We start from the raw sequence: 15,969 nt of genomic DNA, 5'->3' as shown, positions 1-15,969 counted from the left end.
GAACCGGAACCATGAGCTATCAGATCAACCGCCGCCGCTTCACCGTCGCCTTGGGCGGCGCCGTCCTTGCCGGGGCCTGGGCCCGCCCGGGCTTTGCCGACGCCAAGGAAATCACGGTCCTCAACTGGAAGGGCTATGGCACGGACGAAAGCTTCGCGCTGAAGGCCTTCGCCGATGCCACCGGCATCACTGTCAAGCACGACTATTTCAACTCCGAGCCGGAGATGCTGACGAAGCTGCGCACCAATCCGGGCGCTTACGACGTCGTCCTCATCAACAGCGCCCGCATCCAGCAGGCGCAGGGCGAAGGTCTCATCGATCCGATCGATTTCGCCACCATCCCCAACACCGCCGCGCTGTCGCCCGCTCTGAAGGAGCACGCCAATCTGAAGGCGGATGGCAAGATCTATGGCTGCTCGTGGGTGTGGGGCATGAATTCGCTCGCGGTGCGCAAGGGCATCACCACCGACACCTGGACGATCTTCTCGGATCCCAAATATGCCGGGAAGCTGGCCCTGTTCGACGATGCGGTCACCTCGGTCGGCATCGGTGCCTTGTTGACGGGCCAGGACGCCAACGATCCCAAGGACCTCAAGGCCGTCACGGGCGCGCTGAAGGCGATGAAGCCCAATGTCAAGCTGATGTGGTCGAGCGAGGACGAGTGGAACAAGGCCTTCGCGGCCAACGCCTTCGACATCTCCGTCTACTGGTCCGGCGCGGTGGTGCGTTCGATCCGCCAGGCCAAGCTGCCGGTCGAGTTCGTCGTGCCGAAGGAGGGCGCGATCGGCTGGCTCGATAGCCTGGCGGTGCCGGCCACGAGCTCGAAGAAGGACGACGCGCTCAAATTCATCAACTACATGATCGATCCCAGTTTCTACAAGACCTGGACCGGTGTGGCGGGCGCCCCGGCCTCCGCCAACCAGGCGGCGATGGATCAGCTCCCGGCCGACGACCTCAACCGCCAGATCCACAAGCCCGAATACCTCACCAAGCTCACCTTCATGTCGGCGCTGCCGGATGACCGGCGCCAGTCTTTCGCCGATTTGTGGGAAGAGGTGAAGGCGTTCTACGCGAAGTAAGAAAAGACAAGGCAGGGCAGGGGTTTGGGTCTTTGTCCTGATTCTGGGCTCTCGAATTCGCGCACCACTTCAAGATAGGTCGAGCAGCCCCTCACCTCTATCCTCTCCCCGTAAGGACGGGGAGAGGGGACTTCGACGTAGCGCCTTTTTCGCAGAGCGCTCATCTCGCACAACGGTTGCGCGAGATGAGACGCGATCTGACAAGTCTCTGCGATTGCGCCCCTCGCCCCGTCCTTGCGGGGAGAGGATAGAGGTGAGGGGCTGCGCGACGATGCCGGATACCCAAGACTTACGCTTTTCTCGAACCCAGTCGCGTCAGGGCGCAGCAATGTCGACAGCGAACGAAACCGCCACACCGCCGAGACGACGCCTGGGTCCCGGCTGGGCCACCGCCGCCCTGCTGACACCGGCCTATGGCTGGTTGACGCTCGCCGTGTTCCTGCCGCTTTGCGCCATGCTCTTCTTCAGCTTTCTGAAGAGCTCGCCGATCCCGGGCCGCCCGCTGGTCTATACGATCGACAACTACCTTGCCTTCATCAAGCGTCCCTATCTGTTCGACGTCGCCTGGACGTCGATCGAGATCGGCCTGTGGACCACCGGCCTGTGCGCGCTGATTGGCCTGCCGGCTGCGCTGGCGCTGGCAAGGGCCACGACCGGGCGATCCAAGCACATCCTGTTTCTCCTCATTATCCTGCCTTTCTGGACCAACGGGCTGGTGCGCGTCTTCTCCTGGACGATGGTGCTGCGAGAAGGCGGCATTCTCGACTATGCCCTCCATTGGGTCTTTCCGGCAGCGCCGACCTTCTCGTTGCTCTACAGCTTCCCGGCGATCATCATCGGGCTGGTCCACGCCTACCTGCCCTATATGATCCTGACCTGCTATCTCTCGGCCTCCGCGATCGAGGATGCGACCATCGAGGCCGCTCGCAGCCTCGGCGCCCGGCTGCCCGTGGTGTTCTGGAAGATCCTGTTGCCGCTCTGCCTGCCGGGACTGATCTCGGGGTCCATTCTGATCTTCGTGCCGGTGATCGGCAGTTTCATGGAGCCGCGCATCCTGGGCGGACGCATCGGCGTCACCATGGGCACGGTGATCGAGGATCAGTTCACGGCGGCCTTCAACTGGCCGCTCGGCGCGGCCCTGTCCTTCACCATGCTGGCGGTCGTCCTCCTGATTTTCGCCGCTTCCTCGCGCGTCCTCGCCGGGCGCGTGGGAACGCAGTAGGAGGCCATGATGATCGCACTCGGCCGTTCCTTCCTCGGCGCCACCCTGGTCTTCCTCTATCTGCCCATCCTGGTGATGGTGGCGATGGCCTTCAATGCCTCGCCGCTCTACACCCTGCCGATCGAGCCGACCTTCCATTGGTTCGGCGTGCTGGCCGAGAATGGCCCGCTGCTCTCGGCGACCTATAACAGCCTGCTCATCGCGCTCGCGACCTCGATCATCGCGACCGCCGTGGGCACGCTCGCCTCTCTCGCCCTCAATCGGCGCAGCTTCCGCGGGCAGTCCCTGCTCAAGGTGCTGCTGCTGCCGCCGATCGCCATTCCATGGCTGATCACCGGCACGGCCATGCTGGTGTTCTTCTTCTGGACGGGGATCGGACGCGGCCTGCATGCCATGCTGATCGGCCATGTCGCGCTCGCCATTCCCTATGTCGTGCTGATCGTCGGCACCGGCATGCAGGCCCTGAGGGCGGAGCTCGAGGAGGCGGCCATGAGCCTCGGCTCGACCCCAATCCATGCCTTCCGGGCGGTGACCCTGCCGCTGCTGGCGCCCAGCATCATCGCCGCGTTGCTCTTTGCATTCGCGGTGTCGCTCGACCAGTTCGTCGTCTCCTACTTCCTGGCGACCCCGGGCGTCAGCACCTTGCCCGTCGAGATCTACACCTCGATCCGAAAGGGCTTCACGCCGGAGATCAATGCGATCTCGGCCATCTTCCTCGGCGTTTCGGCGGTGCTCGTGCTGATCTTCGCCCAATTGTCCAACCTCGGAGGCAATCGTGATCGGCGTTGATGTGGCTTCGATCAGCAAGGGATATGGTTCCCTGCGCGTGCTGGACCAGGTGAGCACCTCCTTCAAGGCAGGGCAGTTCACCAGCCTGCTCGGGCCCTCCGGCTCCGGCAAGACCACGCTGCTGCGCATCATCGGGGGCTTCGTCTCTCCCGACGACGGCAAGATCCGCTTTGGCGGTGAGGACGTGACCGACGTGCCGCTCTGGCAGCGCAAGGTCGGCATGGTCTTTCAGTCCTACGCGCTGTTTCCGCACATGAACGTGCATGACAACGTCATCTTCGGACTCAACCGTCAGGGCATCAGGGGAGAGGCGGCGCGCAAGGAAGTGGCGCGGGTTCTGGAGATGGTGCACCTCACCGGCTTCGAGCAGCGCAAGCCCAAGCAGCTGTCGGGCGGGCAGCAGCAGCGTGTTGCCCTCGCCCGCGCCATCGTCACCAAGCCCAAGGTGCTTTTGCTCGACGAACCCCTGTCGGCACTCGACCGGCGCCTGCGCCAGGACATGCAGATCGAGCTGCGCCGCATCCAGCGTGAGAGCGGCCTGACCACCATCTTCGTGACGCATGATCAGGAAGAGGCGCTGACGCTGTCCGATACGGTGGCGATCCTCGATGGCGGGCGCATCATCCAGGAAGGCGAGCCCCTCGACATCTATGAGCGCCCGCGCAATCGCTTTGCAGCCTCCTTCCTGGGGGATGCCAACTTCTTCAAGGGCAAGGCGACGACCGAGGGCGTCGAGCTTGCCGGAGCGCTCCTGCGCACCGCCGACAGGCTGCCGCCGCCGGGAACGCAGGTGACACTCGCCGTTCGCCCCGAAAAAATGCGCCTGGTCGAGGAGGGCAAGCCGGCCGATGGCGAGAACCTCTATACGGTCACGATCCGCGAGATCATCTATGCCGGCGCCGTCTCGACGTTTCTCGCGCAGGGCGCCGATGGCACCGAGATCAAGATCCTCTCGCAGAACCGGGAAGTCAGGCAACTTGCCGCCGGCCAGACCGTAACGCTGGCCTGGTCGCCTGCTAACACCATCGTGCTGGCGGACTGACATGCTGACAGGCGCGCGGGCGGTTCATCTGTGCATCGACATGCAGCGTATTTTCGCCGAGGAGACGCAATGGCATACGCCGACCTTGTTCGACATCGTTCCCAACATCGCCCGCATCGTGGCGGGGAAGCCCGGGCATACGATCTTCGCGCGTTTCACCGTTCCGCACACGCCTGACCTCGCGACCGGAAGCTGGCAGACCTATTACCACCGCTGGTCCAGCCTGACGGGTGCGAATCTGGCTCCCGGCATGATCGACCTCGTCGAGCCGCTCGCGGCCCTTGCCGAAAGCGAGGAGATCTTCGACAAACCAACCTATTCGCTGTTCGGCGAGAACAGCCTCGACCAGAGGCTCAGGGCGCGCAAGGCCGATACGCTGATCATCACAGGCGTGGAAACCGACATCTGCGTCCTCGCGACAGTCTTCGATGCCGTGGACCTGGGCTACAGGGTGATCCTGGTGCGGGACGCCGTCACCAGTTCATCGCTCGAATCCCACAAGGCAACCCTGGAGCTCGTCCTGCCCCGCATGCCGCAGCAGATCATCATCGCCGGGACCGCTGATGTGGTCGGGAGCTGGAGCCCCGCATGATCGCTGCTTTGCCCCCTGTCGCGACGCCGCGGCGCCAAGCACTCATGGTTGCCTGACATGCCCGGGAGCACGAACATCCCACTGGACCGGGCCTGGAATACGTGGTCGAGCCGGCCGGCCGAAATGGTCTTCCTGCCCCTCGGCGTGCGCCTGACGCCGCTGGCATTCGCGACCAGCAGCGGCAAGGCCACGTTGTTCGACCATCCGGACAGCGTACGCCTCGGGCGCCACCATCTCGACGCTTCGCTGGTGGAACTCGATCTCAGTCACGCCGGAACCCGGCTTGCCTGGCGCTATGGCAAGACCGATCCCTTCTGCCTTTCCGGTTCCTGGCGGACGATCCGCTCGGGCGAGTGGGGCCTGCGTTTCTGGATCAATCTCTGCTTCTCGGCGGATGCCGGGGAGACGGTCCGGTTCGATGCCTCCCGCAATGTAGCCATCATTCGGATCGGCCATCGCTTCGTCGCGCTGGTCACCGCCGAGCCGCCGGTCCAGGTAACGGGGCACGAGAGTGTTGCGGACGCCCTGTCCGACTACGAGACCCACGGCTACTTCTACAAGGGCTCACTTTCCGACGCGGCGCCCGTCCTGATGCTTCGCTTCAACCTGGAGATGATGCGAGAGAACCGTTTTGGCCTTGCCATCGCCGATCGCGAGGATATCGCCGTCGAGCGGGCAAGCTCTCTGGCTGCCTTGCCCGATGATGGCCCGGCTGTGCCGGCCGACAGCAGTTCGCCGGCCGTCGCGCTCGATGCGCTGCGCGACGTTGTCGCCTGGAATACGGTGTGGGACGGTATCAACCAGCGCTCCTATACAGCCATCAGTCGGAACTGGGACCTCGGTAAATTCGGCGGCTTCGGCGTCTGGCTGAACGACCAGTTCTACGCGGCCCTCATGGCGGGTGAATTCGATGCCGGGCTTGCCCGCGAGAACTTCGCCGTCGCGCTGTCGAACGCCACGCCGGAAGGCAATCTTGCCTGTCTCCTCACCGCGAACGACGCCTGGGTCGATCGCAGCCAGAGCCCGATCGGCAGTTTCGTCGCCTGGCTGCTTTATCTGAGGTCCGGCTCGCGCGATTTCCTGGAGGCCTCCTATGCCGCACTGGCCCGCAACCACGCCTGGTGGTGGCGCGAGCGCGACCCCTCCCAGTCCGGGCTCGCCTCCTTCGGGACCTCGGATGTCGGCGACGGGCTCTACAAGGGCACCTCCTTCGGCGCCCGCAACGAGTCAGCCATGGACAATTCGCCGGTTCACGACGAAGCAAGCTGGGATCCCAATACCCGTACGCTCGACTGCTGGGACATCGGGCTCAACAGCCTGCTGGCTCTCGACTCGGAAATGCTCGGCCTGATCGCAGCAGAACTCGGATATGGCCGCGAGGCGGCCGAGCATACTTCGCGCGCGGAGGCAACGCGTATGTGCATCCGAGAGCGCTTGTGGGACGCTGATCGCGGCATCTTCGCAAACCGCCTGCATTCCGGCACCTTCGTGCTCAGTCTGGCTCCGACAAGCTTCTATCCCCTGCTGGCCGGGGCCGCGACGCAGGAACAGATCGAACGGCTGCTCGCCCATCTCGACGATCCCGCTACCTTCGGCGGCGACCCGATCATTCCGGGCGTCAGCCGTGCCGATCCGGCCTTTGCCGACAACAGCTACTGGCGCGGCAGGATCTGGCCGCCCTTCAACTATCTGGTCTATCTGGGTCTGAAACGCTCGGGCGCGGAGGCGAAGGCTTCGGAGCTGGCGCAGCGCAGCTTCGCGCTGTTCCGCCGCGTCTGGGAAAAGGATCGCATCTGCCCCGAGAACTACAATGCCGAGACGGGCGAACCGCTCGACCAACCCGATACCGAGCGTTTCTACAGCTGGGGCGCCTTGATGGCCAAGCTCGGCATCGCCGCCATCACCGACATCACGCCGTGGGGCGGCTGGGAGATCGTGAATGACGGCTTGGCCGCCACTCTAGGTCCCTTCGCCAGCCCGGTGGGGCGGACGCAACTGACGATCGATGGGGCAGGACATCTCAGCATCATCCAAGGCGATACGGTCCTGTTGCAAACCGATATTCGGGGACGGATCAGTCATCTCTCGTTTCAAACCAATACATTCTCGATGCGCCTGCCGCCGATTTCCAAGGAGTCCTATCTGCTTTTCCCGACCATACCGCCTGCATCGGTCCTTGAGGTGAGTTTGAACGGCGAGGTCCCAGCGCTGACCGACAAGGACGAGGGGAGTCTGGTCGTGCTGCCACCGTGCGACGATCCGCGCGAATTCGTGATTCGAAGGCGAGGCTGATCGAGGGCTGCGCCAGGCTTCACCAAATATACCGCACCGCAGCATTCCGATCTGGCCCACGGCTTGCATAGGAACGTCCGTCACTGAAACGGATTTCACATGCCCGCCTTCGAAGATCTCGCTGCCTTCGTCCAGTCGACCGACATCCACCGCATTCCGCCTTCCATCCGCCACCAGACCGGTCTGGTGCTCGCCGATACGCTCGGCGCCATCCTGGCCGGCTGGCGGGAGGCGGATGTGCGGGCGATCGGGCGGCGCTATGCCGATGCGGGCGAAGCGGATGTCTTCGGCCGGAAGCGCAAGGCGGATGCGGCCTCGGCGGCTTTCCTGACGGGCTTTGCCGGCACGGCGGTGGAACTCGACGAGGGCAATTATGCTGCCGGCGGCCACCCGGCCATCCATGCCGTCGCCGCGGCTCTCGCCGAATGGAGCGTGCGGCCGGAGCTTCCGGGCGAAGCTTTCTTCAATGCCGTGCTGGTCGGCTACGAGGCAGGCGCGCGCACCGGCATGGCCACCAGCCTGCGCCCAGCGGCGCATCCGCACGGTACCTGGGGCGTCATCGGCGCCGCGGCCGCGGTGGCGCGGCTGCGCCATTTCTCGCCCGAGGCGACCCTGACGGCGCTCGAACTCGCGGCGAGCCTCAGCCTTGCCACCAGCGTCACCGCCAGCCTGCGCGGCAGCGCCATTCGCAACATCTATGCCGGCGTGGCGGCGCAGAACGGCCTACTCGCCTGTGATCTCGCCGAGGCCGGCATGAGTGGCGAACCCAATGGCATTGCTGTGGTTTTCGGCTCGGTCAGCGGGTCGCGCTTCTCGCATGAGAAGCTGGTGGATGGGCTCGGCGAGCGCTGGCTGATCACCCAGCCCTTCCTCAAGCTCTCCTCCTCCTGCCGCGAAACCCAGGGCGCGCTTGAAGTGATCGAGACGATGCTGGAAGAACGCGACATCGATCCGTTCGAGATCCAGGCCATTCGTGTCACCACCTTTGCCCCGGCCGCCGCCCTGAAGGAGACCGGGCCGATGACGCCGATCGGGGCCCGCTTCTCGATCCCCTTCGTGCTGGCGCTGCGCCTCATGCACGGCTCGGTATGGATCGATGCCTTCGCGCCGGAGAAACTGCGTGATCCCGCCATCCGGGCCCTGGCCGAGCGCATCCAGGTGATCGAGGATCCGGCCATGACGCGCCGCCTGCCGACCGAGCGGCCCTGCCGCATCGAGATACGCTTTGCGAACGGAAAAAGCCGCTCCGCCGAGAAGACGGATGCCCTCGGCGATCCCTCCCGTCCCCTGCCGGAGGCGGCCCTGAAGGCGAAGTTCCTGCGCATGGCCGAGGGGCTTGATGATGCGGAGGCGGCCTGGAATGCCGCCCGCATGCCCGACAAAATTGCCGGATTCGATGCGTTTTCGCGGCTATTCCTGCACCGATAGCACGATATGATCGAGGTGGTGCATCATCAGGTGCACCGCCATGGCACCATCTCCCGCGCGCATGGCATCGACGATGGCGATATGCTCGGAGGGCGAGCAGTCGGTGTCGTGGCGGGTGGCATGGGTGGCGAGGGCAAGCGCCGTGCGCCAGACCAGGTTCTCGATGATCGAGGTCAGCACGGGATTGCCCGCAAGCTCTGCCACCAGGCGGTGGAACTCGCCCGAGAGACGGATGATGGCGCCGGGCTGCTCGGCGGCCCGGGCATGCGCCTCCTCATCGAGATGGGCGTCGAGACGCGCCAGGGCCAGCGTGCGTGCCGGCTCGGGCAGGGCGGCGACAAGCGTCGCCGTCTCGCTTTCGATGACGCGGCGGGCATGGAAGAGGGCGATGCTTTCCGCCTGGCTCGGCTGGGCCACGAAGGCGCCGCGATTGGGCTCGAGCGCGATCAGCCCGCGCTGGGACAACAGCAGCAGGACCTTGCGGACCCGCGCGCGGGTGACGCCGAAGATATCGACCAGGCTTTCTTCGGTGAGCTTGGTGCCGGGCGGCAGTCGACGTTCGGCAATGGCGCCGAGAATGCGCTCGAAAATCTCCCTCTCGGTCTGAAGACCGGAGTTTTTATTGGACGACAGCCCAGAATACTCGATGTCGAGCATGACCTTAGCAGACCATAACCTGCAAATTGATATGGTTTTTAAGGTTGAACGCCGGTTGCCCGAAGCTTGAAGTTGCGTTCAACCATCACAGTATTCCATCTCACGCCCGTCGACGCCGATTTGTCAAGACGGTCAAATACTCATTGTCGACAATCCCAGGCACGTTGTGGCACTGCAGCATGAGGCTATTTCTGCCGAACCTGCTCAAATATGTTGCACATCGACGTACAATATTTTGGCACTGGCCTCAGAGTAAATCTTAATGCGTTGAAGAATCACGCAATTTCACTTGGCACGGCCCATGCATAGGGATTGTCGACAATCCTGAATGAGGCTCGGCGTGGCAAATAACGCAACTGAAACAGGCAAGGCCAAGGGGCTGATCGAGTTTGCCTCCGTGACCAAGGCCTATGGTTCCTCCAAGGCGGTCGACGCCATCAACCTCAAGATCCCGGCCTCGACCTATTGCTGCCTGCTGGGCCCTTCGGGCTGCGGCAAGACCACCTCGCTGCGCATGCTGGCGGGCCATGAGATCGCAACCTCCGGCGATATCCTCCTCGACAATATTGATGTCACCGACCTTGCTCCCGCCAAGCGCGGCACGGCGATGATGTTCCAGAGCTATGCGCTCTTCCCCCATCTGACCGTGGCCGAGAATGTTGCCTTCTCGCTGAAGATGAAGGGCGTCTCCAAGCCCGAGCGGCTCGAGAAGGCCAGGACCATGCTCAAGGTGGTGGAACTGGAGAAGTTCGCCGACCGCCTGCCGTCTCAGCTCTCGGGCGGCCAGCAGCAGCGCGTGGCGCTGGCCCGTGCCTTGATCACCCAGCCCTCGGCGCTGCTTCTCGACGAGCCGCTCTCCGCGCTCGACCCGTTCCTGCGCATCCGGGTGCGCGGCGAGCTCAAGCGCCTGCAGAAGAATCTCGGCATCTCCTTCGTCCATGTCACCCACAGCCAGGACGAGGCCCTGGCCCTCGCTGATCTCGTGGTGCTGATGAACAATGGCCGCATCGAGCAGCAGGGCACGGCGGGGGATGTCTTCAACCGCCCGCGCACGGCTTTCGTGACCCGTTTCGTCGGCGGCCACAACGTCATCGATCTCGGCGACCGCGCCATCGCCGTGCGCCAGGATCGCGTGAGCCTGGCCCATGGCGAGACGGAGGCCACGGCCTCGAGCCGCTTCGTCAATGTCGCCGGCATCGAGTTCGCCGGCACCGGCTATTCGGTCCAGGTCAAGGACGACCGCGGCGGGGAGATGACCGCCATGGTGACCGAGCAAACATTCCTGTCGCAACCCTTCGAGGAAGGGGAGCGCGCCACGCTTTCGTGGGCGCCGTCGGACGCCCACCAACTTGAAGGCGGCGCCCACTAGAGCAAAACAAGACGCTCTAAGGGCCCGTAATCAAAAGAGAATCCGATCCAGAAGGGGATAGTCGATGAAGAAAGAGCAAAAGGGCGGCCTCTCGCGCCGCGACCTCCTGAAGGGAGGCATTGCGCTGGCGGGCGCCGCTGCCGGCGCGAGCGTGCTGGCAGCCCCCGCGGTGCATGCCGCCGACCCGATCACGCTGCGCTACCTCTCGACCGCCACCAACCAAGCGCCGGCCATTGCGGACCAGGCCTTCAAGGATACCGGCGTCAAGATCCAGTATGTCTCTGTTGATACCGATGACGTCACCAAGCGCATCATCACCCAGCCGAATTCCTTCGACCTCGTCGACACCGAATATTTCAGCCTCAAGAAGCTGGTGCCGTCGGGCAATCTGATGGGCATGGACGCCAAGAAGATCAAGCTGGTCGACAAGCTCGCCACCGTGATCACCAAGGGCGAAGTCGACGGCAAGAAGATCGGCGACCAGGGCACAGCACCCAAGAAGGTGTTCTATCTCGAAGGCCAGCATTCCAAGAAGTTCTCGGCCGATCCGACCGAATGGATCACGCTGATCCCGACCACCTACAATGCCGATACGCTGGGTATCCGTCCCGACCTGATCAAGCGTCCGATCTCCAGTTGGGCCGAGCTGCTCAACCCTGAGTTCAAGGGTAAGGCGGCGATCCTCAACATCCCCTCGATCGGCATCATGGATGCCGCCATGGTCGTCGAAGCCACCGGCAAGCACAAATATGCCGACAAGGGCAACATGACCAAGGACGAGATCGACCTGACGATGGCGACCTTGATCGAAGCCAAGAAGGCCGGCCAGTTCCGCGCTTTCTGGTCGGATTTCAACGAGAGCGTCAACCTGATGGCCTCAGGCGAGACCGTGATCCAGTCGATGTGGTCCCCGGCTGTCACCGCCGTGCGCCTCAAGGGCATCGAGTGCAAGTTCCAGCCGCTCAAGGAAGGCTACCGCGCCTGGGCCTCGGGCTTCGCCCTGCCCAAGACGCTGAAGGGCAAGCAGCTCGACGCCGCCTATGAGTTCATCAACTGGTTCCTCTCGGGCTGGGCCGGCGCCTATCTCAACCGCCAGGGCTACTATTCGGCGGTGCTCGACACCGCCAAGGAGCATATGGAGCCCTATGAGTGGGCCTACTGGATGGAAGGCAAGCCTGCCGAGAAGGACATCCATGGTCCGGATGGCGGCCTGCTCGAGAAGGCGGGCGCCACCCGCGACGGCGGTTCCTATGCCGAACGCATGGGCGCCGTGGCCTGCTGGAACGCGGTCATGGATGAGAACGAGTACATGGTCAAAAAGTGGAACGAGTTCATCGCGGCTTGATCTAGCGCAATGCAAAGCCTTCTCCGCATCGTGGAGAAGGCTTACGCGGCTTCCTAGAGCAAAATGCTTTCAAGCGGGAGCGGATTTCCAAAATAACTTCCTGGTATCAAACGCATTTTGCGATTCTTGGTGATTCGATCTGAAGGTAAATCGCCCTAGCAAAGGTTCTCCATGGCGGTCACGACAGCCACGTCCTCCACAGCAGCCTCCGTCTCCGCCCCGCCGCGCGCGCGGACCAGCAAGCCCGCCTTGTCCCGCTGGGCCTCCTATTGGCAGGCCGCGCCGCTGACCATCGTCTTCGCGACCTTCTTCATCCTGCCCTTGCTGGCCACCTTCATCGTCAGCTTCTGGGACTATACCGAATATTCGATCGAGCCCGATTTCAAGCTGCAGAACTATGTCGAGGTCTTCGACAAATGCGTCTCGGGCCTGCCGGACCTGTGCACGACCTTCAAAACCTATCTGTCGACCCTGAAATTCTGCCTGATCGTCTGGCTCTCCACCCTGCTGATCGGCTTCACGGTGTCCTATTACATCGCCTTCGAGGTGAAGAAGACGACGACACGCCTCGTACTGGCGCTGCTCTGCACCATTCCGTTCTGGACCTCGAATGTCATCCGCATGATCTCCTGGATCCCGCTGCTCGGCCGGAACGGCTTGATCAACCAGACATTGATGAATATCGGCATCACCAGCCAGCCCCAGGATTGGCTGCTCTATTCCAACTTCTCGGTGATCCTGGCCTTCGTGCACCTCAACACGGTGTTCATGATCGTGCCGATCGTCAATTCGATGTCGCGCATCGATCGCTCGCTGGTCGAGGCGGCCTATGACAATGGCGCCTCGGGCTGGCAGACCCTGTGGAATGTCATCATCCCGCTCTCCAAGACCGGCATCGCCATCGGCTCGATCTTCGTGATCACCGTGGTGATGGGCGACTTCATCACTATCGGCCTGATGGGCGGCCAGCAGATCGCCTCGATCGGCAAGGTCATCAATGTCGAGATCGGCTACCTGCAATTCCCGATCGCCGCCGCCAACGCCATCATCCTGCTCGCGGTCGTGATGATGATCATCGCGGCGATGGTGCGCTTCATCGACATCCGGAAGGAGCTCTGAGATGAGAGAGGGCAGGGGTCTCACCTTCTACATCCTGACGGCCGTCTTCGCGCTCTATGTGCTGTTCCTCTACGGGCCGACCATCACCATCCTGATCCTGTCGTTCCAGGGGCCGGATGGCGGCCTGACCTTCCCGATGAACGGGGTGTCCCTGCACTGGTTCCACGAGCTTTTCTATGGCGATACGGTGAGCGGCATCGGCGATGCCTTCTTCCGCTCGCTTGGGCTCGGCCTGCTGGTGGCCTTCCTCACCGTGGTGATTTCGGTGATGGCGGGCCTCGCCTTCCGTCGGCGCTTCTTCGGGTCCAACTTCCTGTTCTACACCGCCATCGCCAGCCTGATCCTACCCTCGATCATCGTGTCGCTCGGCATCGCGCTGGAATTCAAGATCGTCGACGACACCATCAAGGCCATCGGCGACACCTATGAGATCGAGTGGATCCAGGACAATTACCAGACGGTGGTCGGCATCTTCACCTCCGGCCTCGGCGCCCACCTGACCTGGACGCTGCCTTTCGGCCTGCTGATCATGTTCGCCGTGTTCAACCGCTTCAACCCCTCCTATGAGGAAGCGGCGCGCGATCTCGGCGCAACGCCCTGGCAGACCTTCTGGAATGTCGTGCTGCCGATCATCGCACCCTCTCTGGTCGGCGTGGCGCTGTTCGGCTTCACGCTCTCCTGGGACGAGATCGCTCGCACCAGCCAGGCGATCGGTGCCGAGAACACGCTGCCCCTCCAGCTCGAAGGCATGACCACCACGGTGACGACACCGGTGATCTACGCGCTGGGAACGCTCACCACCGCAATTTCGATGGCGGTGATCCTCGGCGCCATCACCATCCTGCTGCTGGTCCAGCGCCATCGCGCCAGGCACGGATCGGATGCTGGGAACGGCATGGTGTAGCTGGGAACGCGGACGACCTCGTCCGCTCTTGAAATGTAGCGTAAGGCAAGAAAGGCGTAGCCTGGATAATAGACCACGCCCTTCTTTGTGGCTTCGCCTTAACGACCGTCCCTAATGCCTTGAAACGTCTGCGGTTCAAGAGCGGACGAGGACGTCCGCGCTCCCAGCTACTCCGCCGCCGCCGCTCCATCCTCCAGCGCCAGGAACCCGCCTGACTGCCGGCTCCACAGCCGCGCATAGAGCCCGCCCCTCCCAATCAGTTCCTCATGCCGGCCTTCCTCAACGATACGCCCTTCATCCAGCACGATCAGGCGATCCAGCTCCGCGATGGTGGAGAGGCGGTGGGCGATGGCGAGCACGGTCTTGTGCTGCATCAGGCTCTTGAGCTGACCCTGGATCGCCGCCTCCACTTCGGAATCGAGCGCCGAGGTTGCCTCATCCAGCACCAGGATGGGCGCATCCTTCAACAGCACGCGCGCAATGGTGATGCGCTGGCGCTGGCCGCCCGAGAGCTTCACGCCGCGCTCGCCCACGCGGGATTCATAGCCGGCGCGCCCGTCCTGGTCGCCGAGGCCGATGATGAACTCATGCGCCGCGGCCTGGCGGGCGGCCTCTTCGATGGCCACGCGGTCGACCTCCGTACGGCCATAGGCGATGTTGTCGTGGATCGAGCGATGCAGCAGGGAATTATCCTGCGTCACCACGCCGATCTGCCGGCGCAGGCTGTCCTGTGTGACACCGGCGATGTCCTGCCCGTCGATCAGGATGCGCCCGCCCTGGATCGCATAGAGACGCAGCAGCAGATTGACGAGCGTCGACTTGCCGGCGCCTGAAGGGCCGACGATGCCGATCTTCTCGCCCGGCCGGATGGTGAGCGACAGGTCCTCGAACACCGGCCTGGCGCCGCCATAGCCGAAGCGCACATGGTCGAAGACGATCCCGCCGCGCGGTACGGCGAGCGCTACGGCATCCGGATCGTCGACGAGGTCGTGCGGCTTGGCGATGGTGAGCATACTCTCCTGCACCGTGCCGATATTGTCGAAGACGTCGCGCACCAGATACATCAGCCAGCCCGAAAGTTGGACGAGGCGCAGCACCAGGGCGATACCTGCGGCACCGATGCCGCCGGTCATCGCGCCGCGAGTCCACAGCAGCAGCGTGATGCCGGCCGTGCTGACGATCAGCAGGCTGTTAAGGATCTGCAGCAGGAAAGTGGTGCCGAGGATCAGGCGCTGGAGCGCCAGGAAGGCATCGTTCCAGCGCTTGAGGGACTCGCGCACGGCCGAACGCTCGAGGTCGCCGCGCGCGAACAGTTTCACGGTGAGGATGTTGGTGTACGAATCCACGATGCGGCCCGTCGCCGAGGAACGGCCGAGCGAATTGGCTTCCGATCGCTCCAGCGCCCGCGGCACGAAGAAACGCAACAGGGTGGCATAAGCGACGAACCATACGATGACAGGCAGCGTCAGCCAGATGCTGACCGAGCTGAAGAAGCCGATGGTGACCGAAGCGAAGATGATGCCGTACCAGAGGTCGCCGATCATCGCGACGGCGGCAGAGCGGATCGACTGGCCGGCCTGGATGACGCGCGCGGACAGGCGCCCGGCGAAATCGTTCTGGAAATAGGTCAGCGAATGGCCGAGCGTATAGACATGATTGCGCCAGCGGATCTGATTGGTGAGAGATGGCACCACGATCTGGTTGGTCACCAGCTGGACGAGGAAGAAGAGGACCGGCCGCAGGATCACGATGAGCAAGGCGGCGCCGACGAGACGCCAGCCAAAGTCGCGGAAGAGGGTCTCGGCGGACTGCTTGTTGAGCAGGTCGACGAACCAGCCGACCATCAGATAGATCGAGGCCTCGACGGCGCTGAAGGCAAGCTCGATCACCATGATCGCCACGAGCCAGCCCTTCACCACCTTCAGGTGATGCCACATGAAACGCCACACGCCCGTCGGCGGCGTCTCGTGCTCGTCGAACGGTGCAAAGACATCGATGCGGCTTTCGAGATGCCGGAACAGGCGAGACAGCATTACGGACGTGACCCTGATTCAACTCGCACATGGCAATGGCATGGCCAGAGGGCAATAAGCTTGGGTCAAAATGATGGTGCGCGCCGATTCCCGAAATA

Annotated in this window: 13 protein-coding genes; 11 read left to right on the top strand and 2 right to left on the bottom strand. The window is 63.3% G+C overall.

Translation table 11 applies throughout. From position 1 onward, the window contains the following. Positions 1 to 11: 11 nt before the first annotated feature. The 7 genes from QQL24_RS25515 (at position 12) to QQL24_RS25485 (ending at position 8,444) form a co-directional block, all read left to right on the top strand. The gene (locus QQL24_RS25515) at positions 12 to 1,079 is read left to right on the top strand and encodes an ABC transporter substrate-binding protein (RefSeq protein WP_284315113.1); all 1,068 of its coding nucleotides are present in this window, start codon (positions 12 to 14) and stop codon (positions 1,077 to 1,079) included. 328 nt (positions 1,080 to 1,407) lie between these two features. Further along, positions 1,408 to 2,301 carry an ABC transporter permease gene (locus QQL24_RS25510; protein WP_284315112.1) on the top strand — a complete coding sequence of 298 codons (894 nt, stop codon included), beginning with the start codon at positions 1,408 to 1,410 and terminating at the stop codon, positions 2,299 to 2,301. Positions 2,302 to 2,310: 9 nt separating this feature from the next. After that, positions 2,311 to 3,090 (top strand): ABC transporter permease, encoded by a 780-nt coding sequence (locus QQL24_RS25505; protein ID WP_284315111.1) that lies wholly within the window; start codon positions 2,311 to 2,313, stop codon positions 3,088 to 3,090. Further along, positions 3,077 to 4,132: an ABC transporter ATP-binding protein gene (locus QQL24_RS25500; protein ID WP_284315110.1), complete on the top strand. Its 1,056-nt coding sequence runs from the start codon at positions 3,077 to 3,079 to the stop codon at positions 4,130 to 4,132. The genes QQL24_RS25505 and QQL24_RS25500 overlap by 14 nt, the downstream gene beginning before the upstream one ends. Position 4,133: 1 nt before the next feature. After that, a complete protein-coding gene (locus QQL24_RS25495; RefSeq protein WP_284315109.1) occupies positions 4,134 to 4,724 on the top strand; it encodes a cysteine hydrolase family protein in 591 nt (196 codons plus the stop codon). Positions 4,725 to 4,781: 57 nt separating this feature from the next. Beyond that, on the top strand, positions 4,782 to 7,016 hold the full coding sequence (locus QQL24_RS25490) for an MGH1-like glycoside hydrolase domain-containing protein (RefSeq protein WP_284315108.1): 2,235 nt from the start codon (positions 4,782 to 4,784) through the stop codon (positions 7,014 to 7,016). Positions 7,017 to 7,115: 99 nt separating this feature from the next. Further along, positions 7,116 to 8,444 carry an MmgE/PrpD family protein gene (locus QQL24_RS25485; RefSeq protein WP_284315107.1) on the top strand — a complete coding sequence of 443 codons (1,329 nt, stop codon included), beginning with the start codon at positions 7,116 to 7,118 and terminating at the stop codon, positions 8,442 to 8,444. On the opposite strand, the gene QQL24_RS25480 is transcribed toward QQL24_RS25485, so the two are convergent. Beyond that, the gene (locus QQL24_RS25480) at positions 8,427 to 9,101 is read right to left on the bottom strand and encodes a GntR family transcriptional regulator (RefSeq protein WP_284315106.1); all 675 of its coding nucleotides are present in this window, start codon (positions 9,099 to 9,101) and stop codon (positions 8,427 to 8,429) included. The genes QQL24_RS25485 and QQL24_RS25480 overlap by 18 nt on opposite strands. Positions 9,102 to 9,441: 340 nt before the next feature. Between QQL24_RS25480 and QQL24_RS25475 the strand changes: the two genes are divergently transcribed. The 4 genes from QQL24_RS25475 to QQL24_RS25460 all read left to right on the top strand — a co-directional run bounded on the left by QQL24_RS25475 (position 9,442) and on the right by QQL24_RS25460 (position 13,838). Beyond that, the gene (locus tag QQL24_RS25475; RefSeq protein ID WP_284315105.1) at positions 9,442 to 10,470 is read left to right on the top strand and encodes an ABC transporter ATP-binding protein; all 1,029 of its coding nucleotides are present in this window, start codon (positions 9,442 to 9,444) and stop codon (positions 10,468 to 10,470) included. A 64-nt stretch (positions 10,471 to 10,534) separates the two neighbouring features. Further along, positions 10,535 to 11,815: an ABC transporter substrate-binding protein gene (locus tag QQL24_RS25470; RefSeq protein WP_284315104.1), complete on the top strand. Its 1,281-nt coding sequence runs from the start codon at positions 10,535 to 10,537 to the stop codon at positions 11,813 to 11,815. Positions 11,816 to 11,986: 171 nt separating this feature from the next. Beyond that, entirely contained in the window at positions 11,987 to 12,934 is a 948-nt protein-coding gene (locus QQL24_RS25465; protein ID WP_284315103.1) for an ABC transporter permease, read from the top strand. A gap of 1 nt (position 12,935) precedes the next feature. Beyond that, on the top strand, positions 12,936 to 13,838 hold the full coding sequence (locus tag QQL24_RS25460; RefSeq protein ID WP_284315102.1) for an ABC transporter permease: 903 nt from the start codon (positions 12,936 to 12,938) through the stop codon (positions 13,836 to 13,838). Between the two features lie 167 nt (positions 13,839 to 14,005). On the opposite strand, the gene QQL24_RS25455 is transcribed toward QQL24_RS25460, so the two are convergent. Then, positions 14,006 to 15,871, bottom strand: a complete 1,866-nt coding sequence (locus QQL24_RS25455; protein WP_284315101.1) for an ABC transporter ATP-binding protein — start codon at positions 15,869 to 15,871, stop codon at positions 14,006 to 14,008. Positions 15,872 to 15,969: the final 98 nt, after the last annotated feature.

The sequence above is a fragment of the Labrys miyagiensis genome, assembly GCF_030160835.1.
GTDB classification, from domain to species: domain Bacteria; phylum Pseudomonadota; class Alphaproteobacteria; order Rhizobiales; family Labraceae; genus Labrys; species Labrys miyagiensis.
The sequence above is the reverse complement of the archived record's forward strand: the minus strand, read 5'-3'. Positions and strand labels throughout refer to the sequence as shown.